Raw genomic sequence first — 20,542 nt, 5'->3', positions numbered from 1 at the left:
CCGCGACGCGGGGATTTCAGCGCGCGAGCCGGAAAAGGCTCGCGCCGACCTGAGCGTCCGTCGCGGAGAGCTCATCGCGCGGACGCTCAGCGCCGGTTTCTCAGTCGGCGAGGGCCTCGAGCAGGGCGGCGCGCTGGCGTGCGCCCAGGCCGCCGATGCGGCGGTCCTCGGGGATCTCGGCCTGGTCGAGCAGCTTGGCCGCCTTGACCGGGCCTACACCGGGAAGGGCCTTGATGACGGCCGCGACCTTCGTCTTCTTGACCAGGTCGTCGGAGTCGGCCTTTTTCAGTAGATCAGCCACTGAGACCTTGCCCGACTTCACCTTGCCGATCAGTTCGGAGCGCGCCTTGCGGACCGCCGCCGCTTTGGCCAACGCTTCAGAGCGCTGTTCCGCGGTCATGGTAGGCAGTGCCATGTCTCCTCCGCTTTCACTCGTCACTCGAACATCTGACTCGAACATCTGGTTGACCGGACCGATTCAACATCACCGTACCGACAAGGTACGCCCGACACACCGGGGAAGAACCCGGTGGATACCGCTGGTTGTACCGAGTGAGACCGCGTAACAGCGGGGGCGCGCGCACCGACACATCAGCAGAAGCACCCGCACGGATCGAGGTTCAACGGCGAACCAGGGAGATCAAAGGCGCTCTCCAGCACCGGGCGCGGACGGCAATCGCACCGACCGTGACCGTGTCCCAGCGGGTGAAGTGTAGGGGTTGGTCCGTTCCCGCCGCGACGGGACCAGCGGGCTGATATCGTGCCGAATTAGAACACGTTTCATTTCGGCAGGAGTTCCCATGGCACGGCAGATCCGCGATGTGGTCGAGCAGTACGTCAAGCTGGTCGGCAGCGGCCCCACCGACGACATCGTCGCGCTCTATGCGCCGGACGCGATCGTCGAGGACCCGATCGGCACCCCGCCGAAGCAGGGCCACGACGCCATTCGCGAGTTCTACAACATCCTGGCAAACCTGGAGCGCGAGACCTCGATCCATCCCGACACCGTCCGCATCGTCGGCAATCACGCCGCCTTCATGTTCACTCTCGTCACCATCGCCGGCGGGCAGCGCATGACCCTGCACCCGATCGACGTGATGGAGTTCGATGACGAAGGCCGCATCACCCGAATGCGCGCGTACTGGGGGCAGGACGACCTGAGCATGGAGCCCGTCTGATCTGACGCGCGGACCGGGGTCCCGGCCCGCGAGCCCGGCGAGAAGGCCGCGGGCGCGGCCCGACCACGTCGCCGGCTACTTACCCATGGCTCGGCAGTCGTGCGCCTGCGCCTCACACGACGAGGCAGGCGTACCCGATATGCATGCCGACGCCCACCTCCACCTGGACCCACGGCGCGATCTCCTGCGCCGTTGTCGGCTGCACCGCTTGCAACGTGTGGTGGCCGCGAGTCGCCGGCGTCCAGGTGACCAGCGCGACGCCGTCGGTGGGCGCCACGGTGGCGAACGGCACGCCGTTGTCGTAGAAGGTCACCGGCGTCAACCCCTCGGTGAGCCGGGCCCGCACGGTGTACTGGCAGGTGGTGCCGTAGTTGGTGATCGGCCCGAACGAGAAGTCCGGCATCACACTCACCTGCGTGACACTGGCAGGCGCGGCGGGTGCGGTGACCACCAGGCCTGCGGCTGCCGCGGCGGCGAACACGGCCGCGGTGGCCATGGTGCGGGCTCGGAAACGCTTCGACATCGGCCGCTCCTCGTTGTGCGACGCCTGCAGGTGCACCGACCCTACAACGATCGCACCGGCCGGGAGGCCGTCATCGCCAACTCGGCGCCGAAACGATGAACGGCCCGCCCACAGTGTGGGCGGGCCGTCCTTCGACTATGTCAGGCCGACTTCTCGCGACGCTCGGCGCGCTCGCGCTTGCGCGGGACGATGGTGGGCAGCACGTTGTCGTTGACGGTGTCGGCGTCCACGACCACCTTGGCGACGTCGTCGCGGCTGGGGATGTCGAACATCACCTGCTGCAGCACCTCCTCCATGATGGCGCGCAGACCGCGGGCACCGGTGCCGCGCAGGATGGCCTGATCGGCCACCGCTTCCAGCGCGTCGCGGGTGAACTCGAGATCGACCCCATCCATTTCGAACAGCCGGATGTACTGCTTGACCAGCGCGTTCTTCGGCTCGGAGAGGATCTTGACCAGCGAATCCTTGTCCAGGTTGGTCACCGAGGCGACCACCGGCAGGCGGCCGATGAACTCGGGGATCAAACCGAACTTGATCAGATCCTCGGGCATCACGTCGGCGAAGTGGTCGATGGTGTCGACCTCGGCCTTGGACCGCACCTCGGCACCGAAGCCGATTCCACGATGGCCGGTGCGGTCGGAGATGATCTTCTCCAGCCCGGCGAACGCGCCCGCCACGATGAACAGCACATTCGTGGTGTCGATCTGGATGAATTCCTGGTGCGGATGCTTGCGCCCACCCTGCGGCGGCACGCTGGCCTGGGTGCCTTCCAGGATCTTCAGCAGCGCCTGCTGCACACCTTCGCCGGAGACGTCACGGGTGATCGAGGGGTTCTCGCTCTTGCGGGCGATCTTGTCGACCTCATCGATGTAGATGATGCCTGTCTCGGCGCGCTTGACGTCGTAGTCGGCGGCCTGGATCAGCTTGAGCAGGATGTTCTCGACATCCTCACCGACGTATCCGGCCTCGGTGAGCGCGGTGGCGTCGGCGATGGCGAATGGGACGTTGAGCATCTTGGCCAGCGTCTGGGCCAGATAGGTCTTACCGCAGCCGGTGGGGCCGAGCATCAGGATGTTGGACTTGGCCAGCTCGACGCTCTCGCCGCGGCTGTCGCGGCCCTTGTCGCCGGCCTGGATCCGCTTGTAGTGGTTGTAGACGGCCACGGCCAGCGTGCGCTTGGCCGTGTCCTGCCCGATCACATAGTTCTCCAGGAAATCCCGGATCTCGGCGGGTTTGGGCAACTCATCGAGTTTGACCTCGCTGGACTCGGCCAGCTCCTCTTCGATGATCTCGTTGCACAGGTCGATGCACTCGTCGCAGATGTACACCCCGGGTCCCGCAATGAGCTTCTTGACCTGCTTTTGACTCTTTCCGCAGAACGAGCACTTCAGCAGATCGCCGCCATCACCGATGCGCGCCATCTCGTGGGTCCTACTTCCTTGTTCGCGTGCAACCGTCCATCCAGTTGCCAGCTTTCCGCCACCTGTGGAAGGTGTCGTTGAATCCGTCGACCGTATCCGGGTGGTGGTGCACTGCTGTCAACCGGGAGCAAAGGTCCCTAGGTCGACCGTACCCGGTGTGCGCGAAACTGGTCGACAACTCGCGCATGTTTCTCGCCGGGGTTGTGCGGGTTCTCACCATGATTCGCCCGATTCACCCGGTCGCCGAGCCGTCCACCACACGCGCAACAATTCAGCAACCGCGTGTCGGCGGAACCCGCGGCGCACAGGCGCCGCGGGTCACCGAATTACTTCTGCGCGCTCAGCTTGCGGTAGTCGAACACCGTGTCGATGATGCCGTAGTCCTTGGCATCCTCGGCGGTGAGGATCTTGTCGCGGTCGGTGTCCTTGCGGATGGTGTCGGGGTCCTTGCCGGTGTGCCGGGCCAGCGTGGTCTCCATCAGGCGACGCATGCGCTCGATCTCGGCGGCCTGGATCTCCAGGTCCGACACCTGCCCCTGGATGCCACCCTCCAGCGACGGCTGGTGGATGAGCACGCGGGCGTTGGGCAGGCAGGCCCGCTTACCGGGGGTACCGGCGGCCAGCAGCACGGCGGCCGCGGAGGCGGCCTGGCCGAGGCAGACGGTGGCCACATCGGCACGCACGTACTGCATGGTGTCGTAGATGGCCATCAGCGAGGTGAACGAGCCACCCGGCGAGTTGATGTACATGGTGATGTCGCGATCGGGATCGAGCGACTCGAGCACCAGCAGCTGGGCCATGATGTCGTTCGCCGAGGCGTCGTCGACCTGCACGCCGAGGAAGATGATGCGCTCCTCGAACAGCTTGTTGTACGGGTTGGACTCCTTGACGCCGAAGCTCGAGTGTTCGATGAACGACGGCAGGATGTAGCGGGCCTGCGGGCTCGCCGGGGCGATACCGGACAGGCCTGCGCGGGGGTCGATCAGGTTGGCCATCTTCGTCTCCAAAGTCGGTGGGAGGTGAGCTGATTCGCGGCTCAGTTACCGGCGCCGTTCGCCTGGCGAGCGCTGTTGATCACGCGATCGATGAAGCCGTACTCGAGCGCCTGGTTCGCGGTGAACCAGCGGTCGCGGTCGGCGTCGGCGGTCACCTGCTCCACCGTCTGGCCGGTGTGCAGCGCCTGCAGTTCGTTGAGTTCGCGCTTGGTGTGCGCGAGCTGCTCGGCGTAGATCGAGATGTCGGCCGCGCTACCACCGATGCCCGCCGACGGCTGGTGCATCATGATCCTGGTGTGCGGAAGCGCGTAGCGCTTGCCCTTGGTGCCCGCGGTGAGCAGGAACTGCCCCATCGACGCGGCCAGACCGAAGGCGATGGTCGCGATATCGCACTCGGCGTACTGCATCGTGTCGTAGATGGCCATACCGGCACTGACCGAACCACCGGGCGAGTTGATGTAGAGCGAGATGTCGCGGGTCGGGTCCTCGGCGGCCAGCAGCAGGATCTGCGCGCACAGCTTGTTGGCGATGTCGTCGTCGACCTGGGTGCCCAGGAAGATGATGCGGTCGCGGAGCAAGCGCTCGTACACCGAATCACTGAGGTTGAGACCAGCAGTCGCGGATGTCATGACCCCTGCCTGGTTGATTGTCACGGATACCTGCCTTCTCTCGCCGGCTCGTTGCTGACACAAACATTAACGAAGCAGGGCGGCACCGAACTCCCGGTACCGCCCTTCTTCGCTCACAGCGCAATCTCGCTGGCGCTCGATTGCGCTGTGCGCGACCGCGCGCTGTACTTCTGGTTCACTCGCTTCGCTCGCTCACAGCGCAATCACAGAGCCCGAAAGGCACCCATCACGCTGGTCTCTCAATGGTTCTTCGCCGCTCGGCTTACTTCTCGGCGTCGGCGGGAGCTTCGGCGGTCTCGGCGGCCGCCTCGGTGTTCTCCTCGGCCGAATCCTCCGGGGCACCGAACATTTCGGTGGTGTCGACGGTGTTGCCCTCGGAGTCGGTGACGGTGGCCTTGCCGACCACACCGGCCAGCGCCTTGCCGCGGCGCACGTCGGCGAACACCGCGCCGAGCTGACCGGCCTGCTGCACCTGCTGGATGAACTGCTCCGGCGACATGCCGTAGCGCTGGGCCTGGAACAGGATGCGCTCGGTGAGCTCCTCCTGGCCGACCTGGGTGCCCTCGGCCTCGGCGATGGCATCCAGCAGCAGCTGGGTCTTCACCGACTTCTCGGCAGCCTCCTTGGTGTCCTTGTCGAACTCCTCGCGGCTGGAGCCCTGCGCCTCGAGCGCCTCGGCGAACTTGGCCTCGTCGTGGTCGAAGCCGTGCACGGCGTCGTGCTCGACGGCGTCGATCTCGGCCTTGACCACGGCCTCGGGCAGCGGCACCTCGACCTTGTCGAGCAGCTGCTCGAGCACCTTGTCGCGGATGTCGCTGGCCTGCTGGACCTTCTTGACCCGCTCGACCCGGCCGCGCAGATCGGCCTTCAGCTCGTCGAGGGTGTCGAATTCGCTGGCCAGCTGGGCGAACTCGTCGTCGGCCTCGGGCAGCTCGCGCTCCTTGACCGAACCGACGGTGACGGTGATGACGGCTTCCTTGCCCGCGTGCTCGCCCGCCACCAGGGTGGAGGTGAACTCCTTGGACTCACCGGCCGACAGGCCGATCACGGCCTCGTCCAGGCCTTCGATGAGCTGACCCGAGCCGACCTCGTGGGACAGGCCGGTGGTCGAGGCCTCCGGCACGTCCTCGCCGTCGACGGTGGCCGACAGGTCGATGGAGATGAAGTCGCCCTCCTGCACCGGGCGGTCGACGCCGGTGAGGGTGCCGAAGCGCTGCCGCAGCGACTGCAGCTGCTCGTCGATGTCGGAGTCGTCGACGGTGATGGCGTCGACGGTGACCTCGATGGTGCTGTAGTCGGGCAGGGTGATCTCCGGGCGGACGTCGACCTCGGCGGTGAACGCCAGCTCCTGGCCGTCTTCGATCTTGGTGATCTCGATCTCGGGCTGGCCGATGACCTTGACCTCGGAGGTGGTCACGGCCTCGCTGTAGCGGGCCGGAAGCACGTCGTTGACGACCTGCTCCAGGATCGCGCCGCGGCCGAGGCGTGCCTCGAGCAGCTTGGCCGGCGCCTTGCCCGGGCGGAAGCCGGGGATACGGACCTGCTTGGCCAGCGCCTTGTAGGCCTTGTCGAAGTCCGGCTTCAGCTCCTCGAAGGGCACCTCGACATTGATCCGGACCCGTGTCGGGCTCAGCTGCTCGACGGTGCTCTTCACGGACATGCTCCTTGTTCGTAGTTCATCGGTCGTTGACGTCGGTGTGTCCCCCCGATCGCATCCAGGCAAGGTTAGTCGACCGGTGCGCGCGCCCTGCAATCCGGGCAGGCGAACGCCCCCGTCACCGCCGCAGCGGCGGCGCGGGCAGGGCGTGGACCTCCGGGGTCAGTTGTCCGGGACGTCGACCGCGTCGGTGACGAAGACCAGGGTCTCGTTCGGTTTGATGCCGTTGCCGCCCATGCCGTAGCCGAGGTCGGGCGGGATGATCAGCAGCCTGCGGGTGCCCTCCTGGACGCCTTCGAGGCCCTGGTCCCAGCCGGGAATGACCATGCCGGCGCCGAGGGTCAGTTCGAAGGGCTCGCCGCGGTCGAAGGAGCTGTCGAGCTTCTGCTTGTCCGACCAGGTGACCAGGGTGTAGTTCATCTTCAGTTCCTGGCCGGGCTGTGCGCCCGGGCCGGAGCCGGTGACCAGATCCTTGACGATCAGCTGTTTCGGCGGATCGCAGTCGTCGGGGATGGTGATGGTCGGGGCCTCACCGAAGCCGCCGGTGACGTCGATGTCCTCGGCGGTGCATTCACGGCCGGTGGACGGCTTCGGACTCGGCGCACCGGTCGCGGCGTAAGCGCTCGTTGCGGCGGCGGTGGTGGCCGGCGCGGCACTGTCGGAGCTGTCGTCGGAGCCGCACGCCGTCAGCGCGAAGGCGGCCGCGGCGAGGGTGGCGATACCGATGGTCCTGGCGGAGGTAGGCATGCCGCGCACCCTAATCGACGCGTCCACGCAGCTGCCGATCGAGCCCGCGCCTGCCGGTCCCCGATCGCGTCCTGGGCCTACCACGGATCCGGCCGGTAGCCTGACGGGGAATCTCCATCCGGTGCGTGGCACGAGCGTGAGGAGAATCGCCCATGGCACAGCCTGGCTCACAAGGCAATCCCGTCGCCGAGGACACTTCGGCCGACAACGTCGGTGGCGGTGGCGGCCGGTCGGTGGCGCCCAGCCCGTATCGGCTCACCGACGCGCCCGGTCCCCTCGATGCCGACGGGCTCGCGGCCGTGGACGCCTGGTGGCGCGCGGCGAATTATCTGTCGGTCGGCCAGATCTATCTGATGGACAACCCGCTGCTGCGCGAACCGTTGCGCGCCGAGCACATCAAGCCGCGACTGCTCGGCCATTTCGGCACCGTTCCTGGGCTGAATCTGGTGTGGGTACACGCCAATCGCGCGATTGTGGCCCGCGATCTGAATGCGGTGTTCGTCGCCGGTCCCGGTCACGGCGGGCCGGGGCCGAACGCCTGCGCGTGGCTCGAGGGCACCTATTCCGAGTTGTACAGCCACATCGCGCGCGATATCGACGGTATGCGCGCACTTTTCGGCCAGTTCTCCTTCCCTGGCGGAGTGCCGAGCCACTGTGCGCCGGAGACGCCCGGCTCCTTCCACGAGGGCGGTGAACTCGGGTATTCGCTGCTGCACGCCTTCGGTGCGGCCCTGGATCACCCGGATCTCACGGTGTTCTGTGTGGTCGGCGACGGGGAGGCCGAGACCGGCCCGCTGGCAGGCAGCTGGCATGCGAACAAGTTCCTCAATCCCGCCCGCGACGGAGCGGTGCTGCCGATTCTGGCGCTCAACGAGTACAAGATCGCCAACCCGACGATTCTGGCTCGAATCCCCGAACCCGAGCTGATCTCGCTGATGCGCGGCCACGGCTACGAGCCGCTGGTGGTGTCCGGGCACGATCCGGCGCGAGTACATCAGGCCATTGCCGAGGCGATGGACACCGCGTTGGAACGCATCGCGCAGATCCAGCGGGCCGCCCGCGGCGGCGACGGTAGCCGCCCGCATTGGCCCATGATCGTGCTGCGCACCCCGAAGGGCTGGACCTGTCCCCCGCTCGTGGACGGCGAACCGGTGGAAGGCACATTCCGGGCCCATCAGGTGCCGCTGCCCGCGGCCCGCACCGACGACAACCACCGGGCCGTGCTCGAACAGTGGTTGCGTTCGTATCGGCCAACGGAGCTGTTCGACGGTTCCGGCGCGCCGGTCTCGGAGCTGATGGACCTCGTCCCGGCCGGTGACCGGCGGATGAGCGCGAACCCGGTGAGCAACGGCGGCACCCACGCGCGTGATCTGCGGTTGCCGGATTGGCGCGAGTTCGGCGTCGACGTGCCCGCCCCCGGTGCCACCCATCACGAGGCCACGCGAGTACTGGGCGGCTGGCTGCGTGAGGTGACCGCAGCAAATCCGGACAACTTCCTGACCTTCGCGCCGGATGAGCTGGCCAGCAATCGTTTACAGGACATCCTCGAAGTCACCGGACGCAATTGGCAGGCCGAGATCGATGAGTTCGACGTCGGCCTCGACCGGCAGGGCCGGGTGATCGAGGTGCTGTCCGAGCACATGTGCCAGGGCCTGCTCGAGGGCTATCTACTCACCGGCAGGCACGGCGTGTTCACCTGCTACGAGGCCTTCGTGCACATCGTCGACGCCATGTTCAATCAGCACGCCAAGTGGCTCGACGCGAGTGCCGCGGTGCCGTGGCGACGCCCGATTCCGAGCCTGAATTACCTGTTGTCATCGCATGTCTGGCGTCAGGATCACAACGGCTTCACCCATCAGGATCCGGGTTTCCTCGATGTGGTGCTGAACAAGAAGCCCGAGGTCGTGCGGGTGTACCTGCCGCCGGATGCCAATACGCTGCTGTCCACGTTCGACCATTGCCTGCGTTCACGCCATTACGTGAACGTGGTGGTGGCGGGCAAACAGCCGCAGGCCGATTGGCTGTCGGTCGAGGCGGCGGCGCTGCACTGTGCGCGCGGGATCGGTATCTGGGAGTGGGCGGGTAACAACGACGAACTCGGCACCGCCCCCGATGTGGTGCTGGCCTGCGCGGGTGACGTGCCCACGCTCGAGACGCTGGCCGCCGCGGCCATCCTGCGCGAGCATCTGCCGCAGCTGCGGGTTCGGGTGGTCAATGTGGTCGATCTGATGCGGCTGCTGCCGAGCACCGAACATCCACATGGGCTCCCCGACTCCGAATTCGACACCCTGTTCACCCACGATCGCCCGGTGATCTTCGCCTTCCACGGCTACCCGTGGCTGATCCATCGGCTCACCTACCGGCGCACCAATCACGCGGGCCTGCACGTGCGTGGATACAAGGAGCGCGGAACCACGACCACACCGTTCGACATGGTGATGCTCAACGATATGGATCGCTATCACCTGGTCACCGACGTGATCGACCGGGTGCCCGGACTGCGCGAGAAGGCCGGCGGCCTGCGCCAGCAGATGCAGGACGCACGACTGCGGGCCCGGGCCTGGACCCGTGAGCACGGCGAGGACATCGCCGAAGTAGCGCAGTGGTCGTGGGCCGGCGCCTGAGATCATTGCCCGAAGTAATGAAACGAGTTACATTCGGTAGCAAGGTCGCTTGCAACTGCTAGCGAGCAGCAAGCGCCGGGCGTTTCACAGACAAAGGAGTCTGAATCATGCCGGCTACCGGAACCGATGGCGCGTGGGCCGAGGACAGCGTCCCGCCCGTCTCGCACATGCTGATCGACGACCGCTTCGTGCCGGTGGCCACGAAGTTCTTCGCCATGGTTCGCCGTCGCCGCCATGGTGGCGCGGCCCTCGCGGTCTACCTGGACGGCGAGCCGGTGCTCGACATCTGGAGCGGCTGGGCCGCACCCGGACGGCGCTGGCGCGGCGACACCATGGCGCTGGCCTACTCCACCGGCAAGGGCGTGACCGCGACGGTGGCGCACCGGCTGATCGAACGCGGACTGCTCGCACTGGACGAACCGGTCGCCACCTACTGGCCCGAGTTCGCCGCCAACGGCAAGGACGCCATCACCGTCCGCGAGGTGCTCAACCATCGCGCGGGCCTGCAACGCACCCGCGGCCTGCTCGACGATCCCGAAGGAATGCTCGACCACGACGCTTTGGCCGCCGCGCTCGCCGCCGCGGCACCCGATCCGCTGCGACTGCGCGCATCGGGCTATCACGGGCTGACCTTCGGCACGCTGGTCGCCGAGATCGCTCAGCGCGCGACCGGCCGGCCGTTCCCCGAGCTGGTGCGCACCGAACTGGCCGAACCGCTGGGTCAGGCCGATCTCTGGTTCGGCGTCCCGGACCATCATCGGGCGCGGATCGCACCGTTGTCGCCGCGCCTGCATATCGCCCGCGTCCCGCTCGACCGGTTGACCGGGCTGACCGGATCGCTGCGTCCGTTGACCTCGCTGCGCGAAGTGATCTACGACGGCTGGGCCGAGATGAGCCAGACCGAGCGCCCGTACACCGCGATGATGCCCGGCTGGAACGGCGTGTTCACCGCTCGCGCGCTGGCCGCGATGTACGGCGCGATCGCCAATGACGGCCGTGTCGGCCGGCGACGGCTGTTGCAGCCCGAAACCACCAGGATGATCGCACGAATGCCGGCCAACAGCCGCTTCGACTATGTGCTCGGCGCCCCGCCGCACCATGCGCTCGGCTACCACCGCGGCATCGTCGGCGCCACCTTGACCAGGCACGCCCTCGGCCACTACGGCATCGGCGGCTCCGGCGCCATGGCGATGCCGAGCCTGGGGCTGTCGATCGCCTTCGTCACCAACCAACTCGGCAATCACGCCATGTCACTGGGCGATGCGCGGCTGACGATGCTCGCGGCCGCAGCGGTCCGGTCCGCGCGTGCGGCGCGACGGCTCACACCCCCGGAGTTGGCCGCCGCGGCGAGCTAGCTCGACATGGTCCCATCACCGGCCGCGGACGCCCCTCTGCCCAAGCGAGGCGCGAGCATTCCTAAACGGTCAAGTTCGGTCGCCCGGACCGCCTGGATACATCTGCGACGCAACGCTGTTCGCCCATCCACTTGCCAATCCTGGGCAATGACGTAGGGCGAGTTCGGTCGCGGCGGACGGCAGGACCAGCCCCGACCGAATACCAACCCCGCTTACGCGGGGACCACGCCCTGTTGGCCGCGAAGACTCACGTGAACGTCGGATCATCCCCGCCTCCGCGGGGAACAACGCGAGATGCGATGTGGCGGGCGACTTCTGCTGCAGACACAGGCGTCGTGAGCCACTAAGACCTTACCCACGATAGCGCCTGGAAGTCAGCGGGCCCGATCTGGTCCGCGTGCGGCATGCCGAGCTCGCGGCAGATCTGCTGCTGCCAGGCGGGCAGCGCGTCGATGTAGTCATCCACGCCCGGATCGACTCGGTAGGTCACCTCTCGATCACACCACGCGCAGCACAGTCCGGTCAGCACTTCCCAGCTCCGGGAATAGCGGAACTGCAATCAGCGTCACATCGACTATCGTACCGTTACATAACGACACATTGATTGGGTCAGGCAGAGCCGAGGCCCAGCTGCCGACCCGATGCGGGCACTGGCACAACGAACGGAGCAGACCATGAGCAGCACTTTCCATCGGGGCACGGTCCGCAAGATCCTGGCCACCACCGCCCTCGCCGGCGCGCTGGCCCTCGTGCCCGCCGCGGTGGCGCCGCAGATCGCGGCCGCGATGCCCGCGGGCGCGGATGCCAAGGCTTCCAGCCAGCGCGGCGACAGCCACAGCAGCCGTGGCAACGACGGTCACGGGCACAGCCACGGCCGCGGCTACGGCCAGAGCCGTGGCTACGGGCAGGGACGCGGATACGGCTCGCACAACCACGGCGGCCTGCGCAACTCCTCCACCAAGACCGAGTCCGACAACAAGCCCGGCTACAGCAGCCGTTGCCACGGTGAATGCGGCCCGGACTAAACCCTGGCAGCACCGCCGATCCCAGCGATCGAATCAGCGCCCGCGCGTCCGCCGCGGGCGCTGCGGTCGTTGTCCGGCCTCCGCGCGCACCTGCTCGGCCAGCTCGGGCGGGATGTGGGCGGCGATGTCGTTGCGGGAGGAGATCATCAGCTTCTGCCGAATGCCTGCCACCTGCGCGTCGACGGTGCGCACCGAACTGTGCCGCCGACTCGCGATCGCACTGTTCGGCCAGCCGGCCGCGGCGAGGATCGCGACGTCACGTTCGGCCCGCGACAAGCTCTCCCACAACCCCGATCGCGGCGGGGCCGGCGGCTCTCCCGGCCCGTCGGCACCCAACGGCTCCGCGCCGAAGGCTGCCGACGCCACGTCCATGGCCAGCCGCAATTCGGCGGCGACCAGTGGCAGCGCGGCGACCGCAACGCCCATCGTCCGGTCGAACTCCTCGAAACTGCCAACCATGCGGGCGATCTCGGTGGCCATCGCGACCGCTGTGCGTCGCTCCCGCTCGGCGCGCAGCAGTTCGGTCTTGGCGATGATGCGCGCGGCGACCGCCCAGATCGCCGTCCAGCTGTCGCCGGCACGCCGCTGATCGGCGGGCACCGCGTCGATCAGGTCCAGCGCTTCGCGCGCGAAACCGTGTTTGGCCAGCGCGACCGATCGCGTGATCTGGGCCCAGGCCTTGGCCAGATTCGATCCGGAGCTCATCGAACGCTCCAGGTAGCGCGCGGAACTGTCCAAGGCCGCGGCCCGGGAACCGAGCGCAGCGCGACATAGGGCCAGGAACATGTCGCTGCCCTCCTCGCCCGCGTGGTCGCCCGCGTCCGCGTACTTGCGGCGGGCCCGGTCGAGCACGCCGATGGCGCGCGGATCACGGCGGACCAGCATCAGCTCCAGCCCGCACGTCCATTCGACGGGAGCAGGCAGACCGGTATCGACGCCGATGGTCTCGCGCCACGGCAGATCGGTCTCCGCGCCGGCGCGGCACAGCGTCACGCATTCGTCGAGCAGCCGGGCCGCGTAGACGTCGCGGCCCTGCCAGATGGCATTCCACGCCAGCATCGCCGACGCGCGCACGCGATGCCTGATGCCCTCGGGCGAGGACGTCCGCGCGGCCTCGAGCGCCCGTTCGGTCAGCCGGGTGACCGCCCATCCGCCGCAGCGGATCGACGGAATCCAGGTGGCGAGCAAGACCGCGGCCGTCTCCAGGGCGACGACCGCGGTCTCCGGATCATCGAGTCCGGTGTCGATGGCGAGCAGGATGTTGTCCCAGGCCGTGCGCACCCAGTGGACCCAGGCCCGCTCTCGCGGCCCGAACCAGTCGTCGGCGCCGACCACCACCCGATCGCGGTAGTAGCAGCGGTGCCGGTCGGCCATCCGCTTCGCCTCGGCCGGATCACGACGCTGCAAGCGGTCCCGCGCGAACACCCGGACGCTCTCCACCAGGTACCACCGCACCGATTCGGCGGTGTGGTGGGTCGACAGCAGCGAGCGTTCGGCCAGCCGTTCCAGCAGATACTCGACGGTGCCGGGCGAGAGGCTAGCGTCGGCGCACACCGCGACGGCGTCGGCGAGCTCGATACCGTTGCGTAGCGAGTCCGCGCCGTCGGTCTCGTATCCGGCCGCGAACACCGACAGTCGTTCCAGCAGCAGCTTTTCCTCGGGCCCGCACAGGTCGTAGGACCAGGCGATGACGTCGTACACCCCGCGATGGCGGTGTTCGTTGCCCACCCGCACACCATGTGACCAGCGCATCCGCTTGTCGTCGACGTCGCCGGTGAGTTCGGCCAGCACCATGGCCGGCGGCTGATGCCGTAGCCGGGCGGCGGCCAGCCGGACGAACAACGGACTGTGATCGACGTGGCGGCAGATCTTTTCGGCGATCTCGATCTGCACCGGATCGTCGGGGATCGGGCGTCCGGTGCGTTCGGCGCGCTGCCGCAACAGGGCCAGCGACTGGCCGGGGGCGAGCGGCGGCACGGTCAGGATGAATTCATCGATCCAGCCGACCGGTTCGCGGCTGGTGGCCAGGATGGTCAGCGTGGGCGCCGTCGCCAGCAGTTTGGTGATCACCCGGCCGACGCTGCGGAGCACGTGCTCGCAGTTGTCCAGCACCAGGATTCGCCGCTCGGCGCCGGCGGTGGCGTCGGTGAACGTGCTCATCAGCAGATCCCACTCCGACGGATCGCTGCCGTCGGTGCGCATCACCGACCGCACCACGTCCTCGTCGGCGAGCCGGTCGTCGCGTTCGACCTCGGCCAGCCGAGCCCAATACACCGGTCGACGCTGATCGTGCGATATGCGCCGCAGGGCTTCGGCCGCCAGCCGGGTCTTGCCGATGCCGCCGGGCCCCACCAGGGTGATCAACCGGGCATCACCGGCGAGCAGGGCGTCCAGGCGGGCCAACTCGGCGGTACGCCCGACGAATTCGCTCACCCCGAGGACCTCATGAGCGGATTCGGAGAGCACTACGTCGGACACCGGTAACACGACCATATGGACGTAAATTAGCCGATGAACCCAGCGGCGGAAGAAAATTTCGCCGGAGTACGGCGCTACCGGCGCTATGCCGGGCTGCCCGTCTGCCGTGCTCAGCTCGTCGCGCGGCTCGCATGCTGATAATGCATGCCGACCACGGCGCTGTCGAAGGTCATCACGTCGACCAGTTGCAGCCCTGCGGCTTCGGGTCCGGTGTGGAACAACCGGACCCCGCCGCCGAGCAACATCGGATGGACGAACAACCGGTACTCGTCGATGAGATCGTGCCGGATGAAGGTGGATGCGGTCTCCGCGCCGCCGAACAGCACCATGTCGCAGTCCGGGCGTTCGCGCAGGGCCGCGACCTGCTCGACCATGTCCTCACCGATCACACTGGTATTCCACGGCGCGGTGCGCAGGGTGCGGGAGAAGACGATCTTCGTCTTCTCCTTCCAACACCGGGCGAAATCCAGATAGAACGGCGAGATCCCCGGCGCCGCATCGGCGGTCGGCCAGAACGAGGCCATGATCTCGTAGGTCTTGCGGCCGTAGAGGAACAGGTCGGCGCGGCGCAACTGGTCGAGGGACGATTCGCACAGCTCCTCGTCCACGACCGGCCAGTGGACCTCGTCATCCGGCCCTTCGGCGAAGCCGTCGAGCGAAATCTGCATCCATAACGTCACGCTTCCCATTCCAGGCAACCCTCACTGTCCCAAGCTGTGCGACAGTGTGCATTGTCGCGCCGGGCCGCGGCAGCGCGCATCGGTAGGAGCGTGCCTATCTACTTAGGTAGAAGCGGCGTCGGCCGTGCCTGCCCTATGCCTATGCCGGCTACAGGTGGCCCGCACTGCCGCTGGGTAGCGACAGCCCGAACGGCAGGCCGGGGAGGTGCGGCGCCGACCGCGCGGGTCCGCCGTCGAACAGGTCCGTATCGCAGTGCGCGCCTTGCTGCCACGGCGCACAGGGCGGGTCGGCGTCGTCGTGCGGTTGCGGCGAGGGGGTGTTCGGGAAGAACGGACTGAACGGATAGCCCGGGTCGGGGAAGGGCCAGCGGTCGTTGTGCCAGCCGTCGTTGGGGTCGTGCGGGTGGATGGGATCGGCGGGCGCGGGCTGACCGGGGGCGGGCGCCTCCGGCGCATCGGGGGGCGAGGGCAGCTGGGGCGCCTCACCCGTTCCTGGGAGGGTGCCGATGCCGGAATCCCCGCCCAGATCGGGAAGTCCGGGCAGGCCCGGATCCGGTGTGCTGCCGCCGAATCCGCCGCCGTCGCCGAAGCCGCCGTCGAGGCCACCACCGACACCGCCGTCGCCGAGGCCGCCACCGAACCCGCTGTCACCGCCGACACCGCCGTCGCCGAAGCCGCTGCCGACAGCGCTATCGGTGGCGACGCCGCCGTCACCGCCGAATCCCGAGTCGGTACCGGCTCCGCTGTCGGTGCCGGCGCCGTCGCTCACGCCGCCGCTCGCGCCGCCGTCGCTGACACCGCCGCTGGTGCCGCCGTCGGTGGTCGCACCACCACCGGTGTCACTGACGAATTCGGCTCGCACACCCGAGTCGTCGACGGATTCGAACGCCACCGCGGAGGCGGGTGCGGCCGCGAGGGTCGCTACAGCCGCTGGGCCCAGTGCGAGCGCCGCCGCGATCGCGGCGCCTGCCAGCCATGTCGGTGTCCGGCGGGTCCTTGTGAACGCTCGCATCGCCATCACTTCCGTTCCTCGCTCATCGGGTTCTGGCCTGACGGACAGCCCTTCAGTATCGCTGCCTAATGTACCGTTAGCTAGCGGCACATTAGATTGCGAGGAATTGTCAGCGGTGGGAAATCAGCAGTGAACAACGTGAGCAGAGAACCAGCGGAGGCGCCGGGCCGAGGAGGGCAACTACAGATCGGCGAGTTCGGCGTCTTCGTCGAAATACCGTGCGACGAACCGGTTCACCAGCTCCCCTGTCACCTGGCCGGGGACCACCTTGGCGACGTCGAGGCTCTCGGTGAGCTCGGCCCGATCGGCCGACGACCGCTCGGACTCCTGGTACTCCCGCCAGACCGTGCGATGGAACAATTCGACGAACCGGCGTGCGACGCGATCGGCGTCGGTCCGCAGCTTCTCCAGCTCGGCCAGCATGTCGTCGACCGGAATGCCGGCCGCCTCCATCTGTTCCAGGACACGGATGAGCTTGCGATCGGCGGGGCGATAGGTGCTGGCATCGACGGGTTCGTACAGGCCGGCCGCGACGACGCGGGCCAGGCCGTTGGGCACCGCGCTGTAGCGCTGGGCGAGTTCGGTCGCCGGGATGGTGTCCTCGGCCCCAGCGCTCCCCGCGGGTTCGGCCGGACTGTCGCCCACGCCGAGGACGTCGCCGAGATCGTCACCGCGATCCCAGGCCGCGAGCAGCTCCTTGATGCCGTTGAGTTTGATGCCACGATCGAGCAGCCGGCTGATGGTGCGGACCCGGTTCAGGTGCTCGGCGCCGTAGAACCCGGTGCGGCCCTTGACCCGAGGCGGTGGCAGCACCCCGCGCTCGTGGTAGACCCGCAGGCTGCGCACCGTGGTGCCGGCCTCGCGAGCAAGCTCGTCGATCGTGTACTCCACACGCCCAGCCATACCTCAAGGAAACCACATCCGGGCGTGTCGGAGCGGGCGTGGACGGGCGCGGCGCGTCCGCTCAGGCGCCCTGATGACCCCAGGGCCTGCGCCGGGCCGCGGCCCTGCGCTCGTCCTCGGACATGCCGCCCCAGATGCCGTACGGCTCGCTGACGGCCAGCGCGTAGTTGCGGCATTGTGCCAGGACCGGGCAGCTGTCGCAGATCTGTTTGGCCCGCCGCACCCGTGCGGCGCGGGCCCGGCCACGTTCACCGTCCGGGTGGAAGAACACCGCCGATTCCACCCCGCGGCAGGATCCGCGCAGTTGCCACTCCCACGCGTATGCGGCCGGGATGGTGCGCTCGATCACGGTGGACATACCTGGACTCCTCATGGTGCGAGTTCGTGCCGGTGCCAGCCTAAATTCTCCCCAGATGTGGGAACCGTCACTCGAACGTGGTCCGGCGCCCCTTCCCGCCCATGGCAATTCGGGAGGCCGGGCGCGGGTTGCGCGGGCATATTCTTCGGATATGACCGATTCGCCGGGGCTTCGGATCAGTGTCGCCGAGCGCGAACGCGCCCTGCGTGAGCTCACTCATCATCTGGGCACCGGCAGGCTGAGCCTGGACGAGTTCGAGATTCGCAGCGCCGCCGTCGCCGCGGCCGATCGGCCGGACCAACTGGCCGAGCTGTTCACCGATCTGCCCGGCGCCGTGCCGGATTCCGTTCCACTCGGCCCGCCGCCGAGCCCGTTGCCCGCGGTCGGCGCGGGCGCGGTCGTCGTGCTCGGCGTGGTAGCGACACTGGTGTCCGGTAGCTGGTGGTGGCTGCTGCTGCCGATTGCGGCAGCTGTCGCCACGCCGGTGATCCGGCGGCGTCTACCCCGCGCCAAGGGCTGACACAGTACTCACCACCGGCTGTGTGGCCGCACATGATTGGCGAGGTCGACCAGTCGGTACCGGTGCAGCCGATCGGGCGCGGTGCGGGCCAGCGCGCGCAGACAGGTCTCCAGCCCGCGCGCCAAACCCGGCTCGGTGAACGGGAATCCCAGCAGGTCGGCTCGCGGGTCCGGCGCCGCATGGCCCGCGCGCAACCATTCCAGCGCCGCCCCGACCACGATGACCTGCAATTGCAATGTGCGCGGCTCTTCGGGCAGGGCTTCGAGCCGCTCGGCGGCCTCGCGCAGATCCTCGGCGATGATCTCGCCCACCGGCCGCGACACCAGCAGCAGGCATCCGGTCATCCGGGCGACGGCATGATGCCGCGAGGCGGCGGGCACCTGGTCGAGCACACCGACGGCTTCGAGCAGTTCCCCATCGGCGGCGAGCCGGCGCGCCAACCCGAACGCCGAGCTCACCACACCGTGGTTGGTGCGCCAGACCATGCGGTGATACTCCATGGCGGCGCTGTGCCAGCGGTCGGTGCGCTCGGGCTGCTCGAGCTGCTGCAACACCAGTTCGGCCGCGGCGGCCAGCGCCAGCGCGGGCGCGATCTCCCCGGGCAGCACGGTGTGCACCTCGTCGAAGCAGGCGTAGGCCTGTTCGTAATGGCCGTCGAGCAGGTCGGCGATGCCGGAGTACCACTGGATGCGCCAATCCCTGCCGAAACGCGGGCGCAGTTCGGCGAGCCGGGCGCGGGCCGGGCAGACCTCACCCAGATCCAGATGGGCGCGCACGGCGGTCAGCGGGCCCTCCAGGTCGAAGGATTCGGGCGCCTCGATCGTTCCGGCGCCGATCCGTTCGGTGGTGCGTTCGAGCACGTCGAGGATGTGGCGCGGATCGCCGTGCAGCAGCGTGGCCAGCAGCTCGGCACTGGGATCTTCGCTGTCGATGAGCGGAATGGGCAGTGCCGCGACGACGCTCGCCGCGTCCACCGCGGGCATCCGGTGCATACCGTCGACCATGCCGTCGGTCTGGCCGATCAGCGTGTCTATACCGAAATCGCCTCGCATCGAACCGAATTCGGTGGATGCCTGCGGGTGTTCCAGGCCGGTGTCGGCGGCCAGCACCATCCGCAGCACGCCCGCGAGCTGGCAGTACATGGTGTAGGCGGACGGGAAGCGACGCAGCGGGTCCGGGTCGGTCGCGCGCAGCAGCAACCGATGCAGGAACGGGTAGCGACGCAGGATCGGCTGCTGCTCAGGAGACGGCATACCGGGCAGGTAGTGGCCTTCGGAGTCGGTGGGCAGATCGAAGAGCAAGGCCGCCAGCGTCCGCCCCACCGCGTAGATGTCGGATTCCACCGTCGGCCCGGTCTGCAGGATCTCCGGGGCCTGGTAGCCGGGGGTGCCGTAGATGCTGCCGTAGGACTCCATGGCGGCCACCGCGCCGAGGTCGATGAGTTTGACCTCGTCGTCACCGACCATGATGTTGTCGGGTTTGAGGTCGTTGTAGGCCAGGCCGATGGAATGCAGGTAATCGAGGGACGGCAGCACTTCCATCACGTAAGCGATGGCCTCGGCGACGGGTATGCGTTCGGGCGTGCCCCGGTCGAGCATCGATTTGAGCGAGTGTCCGCCCACGTACTCCATCACGATGTAGCCGTCGGCCACCTCGCGCGCCGACTTGTGCTTGACGAAGTTGTAGATCTTCACCACGCCCGGATAGGCCACCTCCGACAGGAACTGCCGTTCGGCGAGCGCGACGACATGCGCCTCGAAGTCGAGTGGGTTCTGCAGGCCTTTGAGCACCACCCAGCGATCGCTGACGTTGCGGTCGATCGCCAGATAGATCCAGCCGAGACCGCCGTGTGCCAGACAGCCCTGCACCTCGTACTGATCGGCCACCAGCTCGCCGGGCCGCAGCGCAGGCCGGAAATTGAACGGCGACCCGCATCGTCGGCATTCACCGGCCACCGCGCCCGGGCCATCGGCGGTGGCGCGCCCGACCGCGTCCTGGCAGTTCCAGCAGAACCGTTTGTGTTCGGGAACTTCCGGGTTCTCCAGCACCGCCGACAGCGGATCGGTCTCGGTGACCCGTGGTACGACGACGAGGCCGGCGCCGAGGCGGCGCACGCTCGGCCGTGAGGGGGTACTTCGGGCCGAACCGGTCTCCAGTTCGTCGAGTTCGAGATCATCGAGCCCGGGCGGCATGGTCGTTTCCGGTGCGCCGAGGTCGCCGGCGGCCTCGCCGGTGCTCATCGCCGGAGGCGAAACACGCTGGGAAAGCTCGGCTTTGCTCACCCGACGAGTAGACCAGTGCGGCGCGAGACGGTGGGGCACTTCGCCACGAATGCGGCGATCAGCCCAGGCCGTTGGACGCTGTGTGTCGGACGCGCTGGGCTGTTCCGGCATATGAACCCCTAGAACCCGATGAACCGAGGTCTCATTCTCGTGTG

Annotated in this window: 19 protein-coding genes; 5 read left to right on the top strand and 14 right to left on the bottom strand. The window is 67.9% G+C overall.

Going from position 1 to position 20,542, the window contains the following annotated elements; translation table 11 throughout:
• Positions 1-100 precede the first annotated feature (100 nt).
• A complete protein-coding gene (mihF, locus tag RJ05_RS07090; RefSeq protein ID WP_014349663.1) occupies positions 101-415 on the bottom strand; it encodes an integration host factor, actinobacterial type in 315 nt (104 codons plus the stop codon).
• A gap of 385 nt (positions 416-800) precedes the next feature.
• Between mihF and RJ05_RS07085 the strand changes: the two genes are divergently transcribed.
• Positions 801-1,178 carry a nuclear transport factor 2 family protein gene (locus tag RJ05_RS07085; RefSeq protein WP_036534553.1) on the top strand — a complete coding sequence of 126 codons (378 nt, stop codon included), beginning with the start codon at positions 801-803 and terminating at the stop codon, positions 1,176-1,178.
• A gap of 112 nt (positions 1,179-1,290) precedes the next feature.
• On the opposite strand, the gene RJ05_RS07080 is transcribed toward RJ05_RS07085, so the two are convergent.
• The 6 genes from RJ05_RS07080 to RJ05_RS07055 all read right to left on the bottom strand — a co-directional run bounded on the left by RJ05_RS07080 (position 1,291) and on the right by RJ05_RS07055 (position 7,150).
• Complete coding sequence (locus RJ05_RS07080) at positions 1,291-1,701, bottom strand: Ig-like domain repeat protein (protein ID WP_138445807.1); 411 nt, start codon at positions 1,699-1,701, stop codon at positions 1,291-1,293.
• Between the two features lie 140 nt (positions 1,702-1,841).
• Positions 1,842-3,122, bottom strand: coding sequence for an ATP-dependent Clp protease ATP-binding subunit ClpX (clpX, locus tag RJ05_RS07075; protein WP_014349660.1), 1,281 nt, complete (start codon positions 3,120-3,122; stop codon positions 1,842-1,844).
• Between the two features lie 326 nt (positions 3,123-3,448).
• Entirely contained in the window at positions 3,449-4,117 is a 669-nt protein-coding gene (locus tag RJ05_RS07070) for an ATP-dependent Clp protease proteolytic subunit (protein WP_014349659.1), read from the bottom strand.
• 41 nt (positions 4,118-4,158) lie between these two features.
• Positions 4,159-4,746 carry an ATP-dependent Clp protease proteolytic subunit gene (locus tag RJ05_RS07065; protein WP_036534548.1) on the bottom strand — a complete coding sequence of 196 codons (588 nt, stop codon included), beginning with the start codon at positions 4,744-4,746 and terminating at the stop codon, positions 4,159-4,161.
• A gap of 262 nt (positions 4,747-5,008) precedes the next feature.
• Positions 5,009-6,400 (bottom strand): trigger factor, encoded by a 1,392-nt coding sequence (tig, locus tag RJ05_RS07060; RefSeq protein ID WP_036534621.1) that lies wholly within the window; start codon positions 6,398-6,400, stop codon positions 5,009-5,011.
• Between the two features lie 165 nt (positions 6,401-6,565).
• Positions 6,566-7,150 (bottom strand): FKBP-type peptidyl-prolyl cis-trans isomerase, encoded by a 585-nt coding sequence (locus tag RJ05_RS07055; protein WP_036534546.1) that lies wholly within the window; start codon positions 7,148-7,150, stop codon positions 6,566-6,568.
• Positions 7,151-7,302: 152 nt separating this feature from the next.
• Here RJ05_RS07055 and RJ05_RS07050 point away from each other — a divergent pair, with 152 nt between their 5' ends.
• Positions 7,303-9,774 (top strand): phosphoketolase family protein, encoded by a 2,472-nt coding sequence (locus tag RJ05_RS07050; RefSeq protein WP_036534544.1) that lies wholly within the window; start codon positions 7,303-7,305, stop codon positions 9,772-9,774.
• A 107-nt stretch (positions 9,775-9,881) separates the two neighbouring features.
• Positions 9,882-11,129, top strand: a complete 1,248-nt coding sequence (locus RJ05_RS07045; protein WP_036534542.1) for an EstA family serine hydrolase — start codon at positions 9,882-9,884, stop codon at positions 11,127-11,129.
• A 343-nt stretch (positions 11,130-11,472) separates the two neighbouring features.
• Here the strand turns inward: RJ05_RS07045 and RJ05_RS30720 are convergent, their stop codons facing one another.
• Positions 11,473-11,619, bottom strand: coding sequence for a hypothetical protein (locus RJ05_RS30720; protein ID WP_156090803.1), 147 nt, complete (start codon positions 11,617-11,619; stop codon positions 11,473-11,475).
• Between the two features lie 184 nt (positions 11,620-11,803).
• Here RJ05_RS30720 and RJ05_RS07040 point away from each other — a divergent pair, with 184 nt between their 5' ends.
• Positions 11,804-12,154, top strand: coding sequence for a hypothetical protein (locus RJ05_RS07040; RefSeq protein WP_036534539.1), 351 nt, complete (start codon positions 11,804-11,806; stop codon positions 12,152-12,154).
• A 33-nt stretch (positions 12,155-12,187) separates the two neighbouring features.
• Here RJ05_RS07040 and RJ05_RS07035 read toward each other — a convergent pair whose 3' ends face one another.
• The 5 genes from RJ05_RS07035 to RJ05_RS07015 form a co-directional block, all read right to left on the bottom strand.
• Positions 12,188-14,632, bottom strand: coding sequence for an ATP-binding protein (locus RJ05_RS07035; protein ID WP_162140627.1), 2,445 nt, complete (start codon positions 14,630-14,632; stop codon positions 12,188-12,190).
• A 110-nt stretch (positions 14,633-14,742) separates the two neighbouring features.
• Positions 14,743-15,312 (bottom strand): dihydrofolate reductase family protein, encoded by a 570-nt coding sequence (locus RJ05_RS07030; protein ID WP_255220920.1) that lies wholly within the window; start codon positions 15,310-15,312, stop codon positions 14,743-14,745.
• A 148-nt stretch (positions 15,313-15,460) separates the two neighbouring features.
• Positions 15,461-16,330, bottom strand: coding sequence for a hypothetical protein (locus tag RJ05_RS29235; RefSeq protein WP_051016311.1), 870 nt, complete (start codon positions 16,328-16,330; stop codon positions 15,461-15,463).
• A gap of 174 nt (positions 16,331-16,504) precedes the next feature.
• On the bottom strand, positions 16,505-17,227 hold the full coding sequence (locus tag RJ05_RS07020) for a MerR family transcriptional regulator (protein ID WP_036534530.1): 723 nt from the start codon (positions 17,225-17,227) through the stop codon (positions 16,505-16,507).
• A 61-nt stretch (positions 17,228-17,288) separates the two neighbouring features.
• Positions 17,289-17,585, bottom strand: a complete 297-nt coding sequence (locus RJ05_RS07015) for a WhiB family transcriptional regulator (protein ID WP_036534528.1) — start codon at positions 17,583-17,585, stop codon at positions 17,289-17,291.
• 151 nt (positions 17,586-17,736) lie between these two features.
• On the opposite strand from RJ05_RS07015, the gene RJ05_RS07010 reads away from it, so the two are divergent.
• Positions 17,737-18,105, top strand: a complete 369-nt coding sequence (locus RJ05_RS07010; RefSeq protein WP_036534525.1) for a DUF1707 SHOCT-like domain-containing protein — start codon at positions 17,737-17,739, stop codon at positions 18,103-18,105.
• Between the two features lie 8 nt (positions 18,106-18,113).
• On the opposite strand, the gene RJ05_RS07005 is transcribed toward RJ05_RS07010, so the two are convergent.
• Positions 18,114-20,498, bottom strand: coding sequence for a serine/threonine-protein kinase (locus RJ05_RS07005; RefSeq protein WP_036534522.1), 2,385 nt, complete (start codon positions 20,496-20,498; stop codon positions 18,114-18,116).
• Positions 20,499-20,542 lie beyond the last annotated feature (44 nt).

It is taken from the genome of Nocardia cyriacigeorgica NBRC 100375, from assembly GCF_000308555.1.
Classification (GTDB): domain Bacteria; phylum Actinomycetota; class Actinomycetes; order Mycobacteriales; family Mycobacteriaceae; genus Nocardia; species Nocardia cyriacigeorgica.
This window is presented reverse-complemented; position numbering and strand designations above follow the sequence as displayed.

Coding starts and splice junctions, on each gene's coding strand:
- mihF (WP_014349663.1), bottom strand. CDS start 415: ATGGCACTGCCTACCATGACCGCGGAACAGCGCTCTGAAGCGTTGGCC.
- RJ05_RS07085 (WP_036534553.1), top strand. CDS start 801: ATGGCACGGCAGATCCGCGATGTGGTCGAGCAGTACGTCAAGCTGGTC.
- RJ05_RS07080 (WP_138445807.1), bottom strand. CDS start 1,701: ATGTCGAAGCGTTTCCGAGCCCGCACCATGGCCACCGCGGCCGTGTTC.
- clpX (WP_014349660.1), bottom strand. CDS start 3,122: ATGGCGCGCATCGGTGATGGCGGCGATCTGCTGAAGTGCTCGTTCTGC.
- RJ05_RS07070 (WP_014349659.1), bottom strand. CDS start 4,117: ATGGCCAACCTGATCGACCCCCGCGCAGGCCTGTCCGGTATCGCCCCG.
- RJ05_RS07065 (WP_036534548.1), bottom strand. CDS start 4,746: ATGACATCCGCGACTGCTGGTCTCAACCTCAGTGATTCGGTGTACGAG.
- RJ05_RS07055 (WP_036534546.1), bottom strand. CDS start 7,150: ATGCCTACCTCCGCCAGGACCATCGGTATCGCCACCCTCGCCGCGGCC.
- RJ05_RS07050 (WP_036534544.1), top strand. CDS start 7,303: ATGGCACAGCCTGGCTCACAAGGCAATCCCGTCGCCGAGGACACTTCG.
- RJ05_RS07045 (WP_036534542.1), top strand. CDS start 9,882: ATGCCGGCTACCGGAACCGATGGCGCGTGGGCCGAGGACAGCGTCCCG.
- RJ05_RS07040 (WP_036534539.1), top strand. CDS start 11,804: ATGAGCAGCACTTTCCATCGGGGCACGGTCCGCAAGATCCTGGCCACC.
- RJ05_RS29235 (WP_051016311.1), bottom strand. CDS start 16,330: ATGGCGATGCGAGCGTTCACAAGGACCCGCCGGACACCGACATGGCTG.
- RJ05_RS07020 (WP_036534530.1), bottom strand. CDS start 17,227: ATGGCTGGGCGTGTGGAGTACACGATCGACGAGCTTGCTCGCGAGGCC.
- RJ05_RS07015 (WP_036534528.1), bottom strand. CDS start 17,585: ATGTCCACCGTGATCGAGCGCACCATCCCGGCCGCATACGCGTGGGAG.
- RJ05_RS07010 (WP_036534525.1), top strand. CDS start 17,737: ATGACCGATTCGCCGGGGCTTCGGATCAGTGTCGCCGAGCGCGAACGC.
- RJ05_RS07005 (WP_036534522.1), bottom strand. CDS start 20,498: ATGCCGGAACAGCCCAGCGCGTCCGACACACAGCGTCCAACGGCCTGG.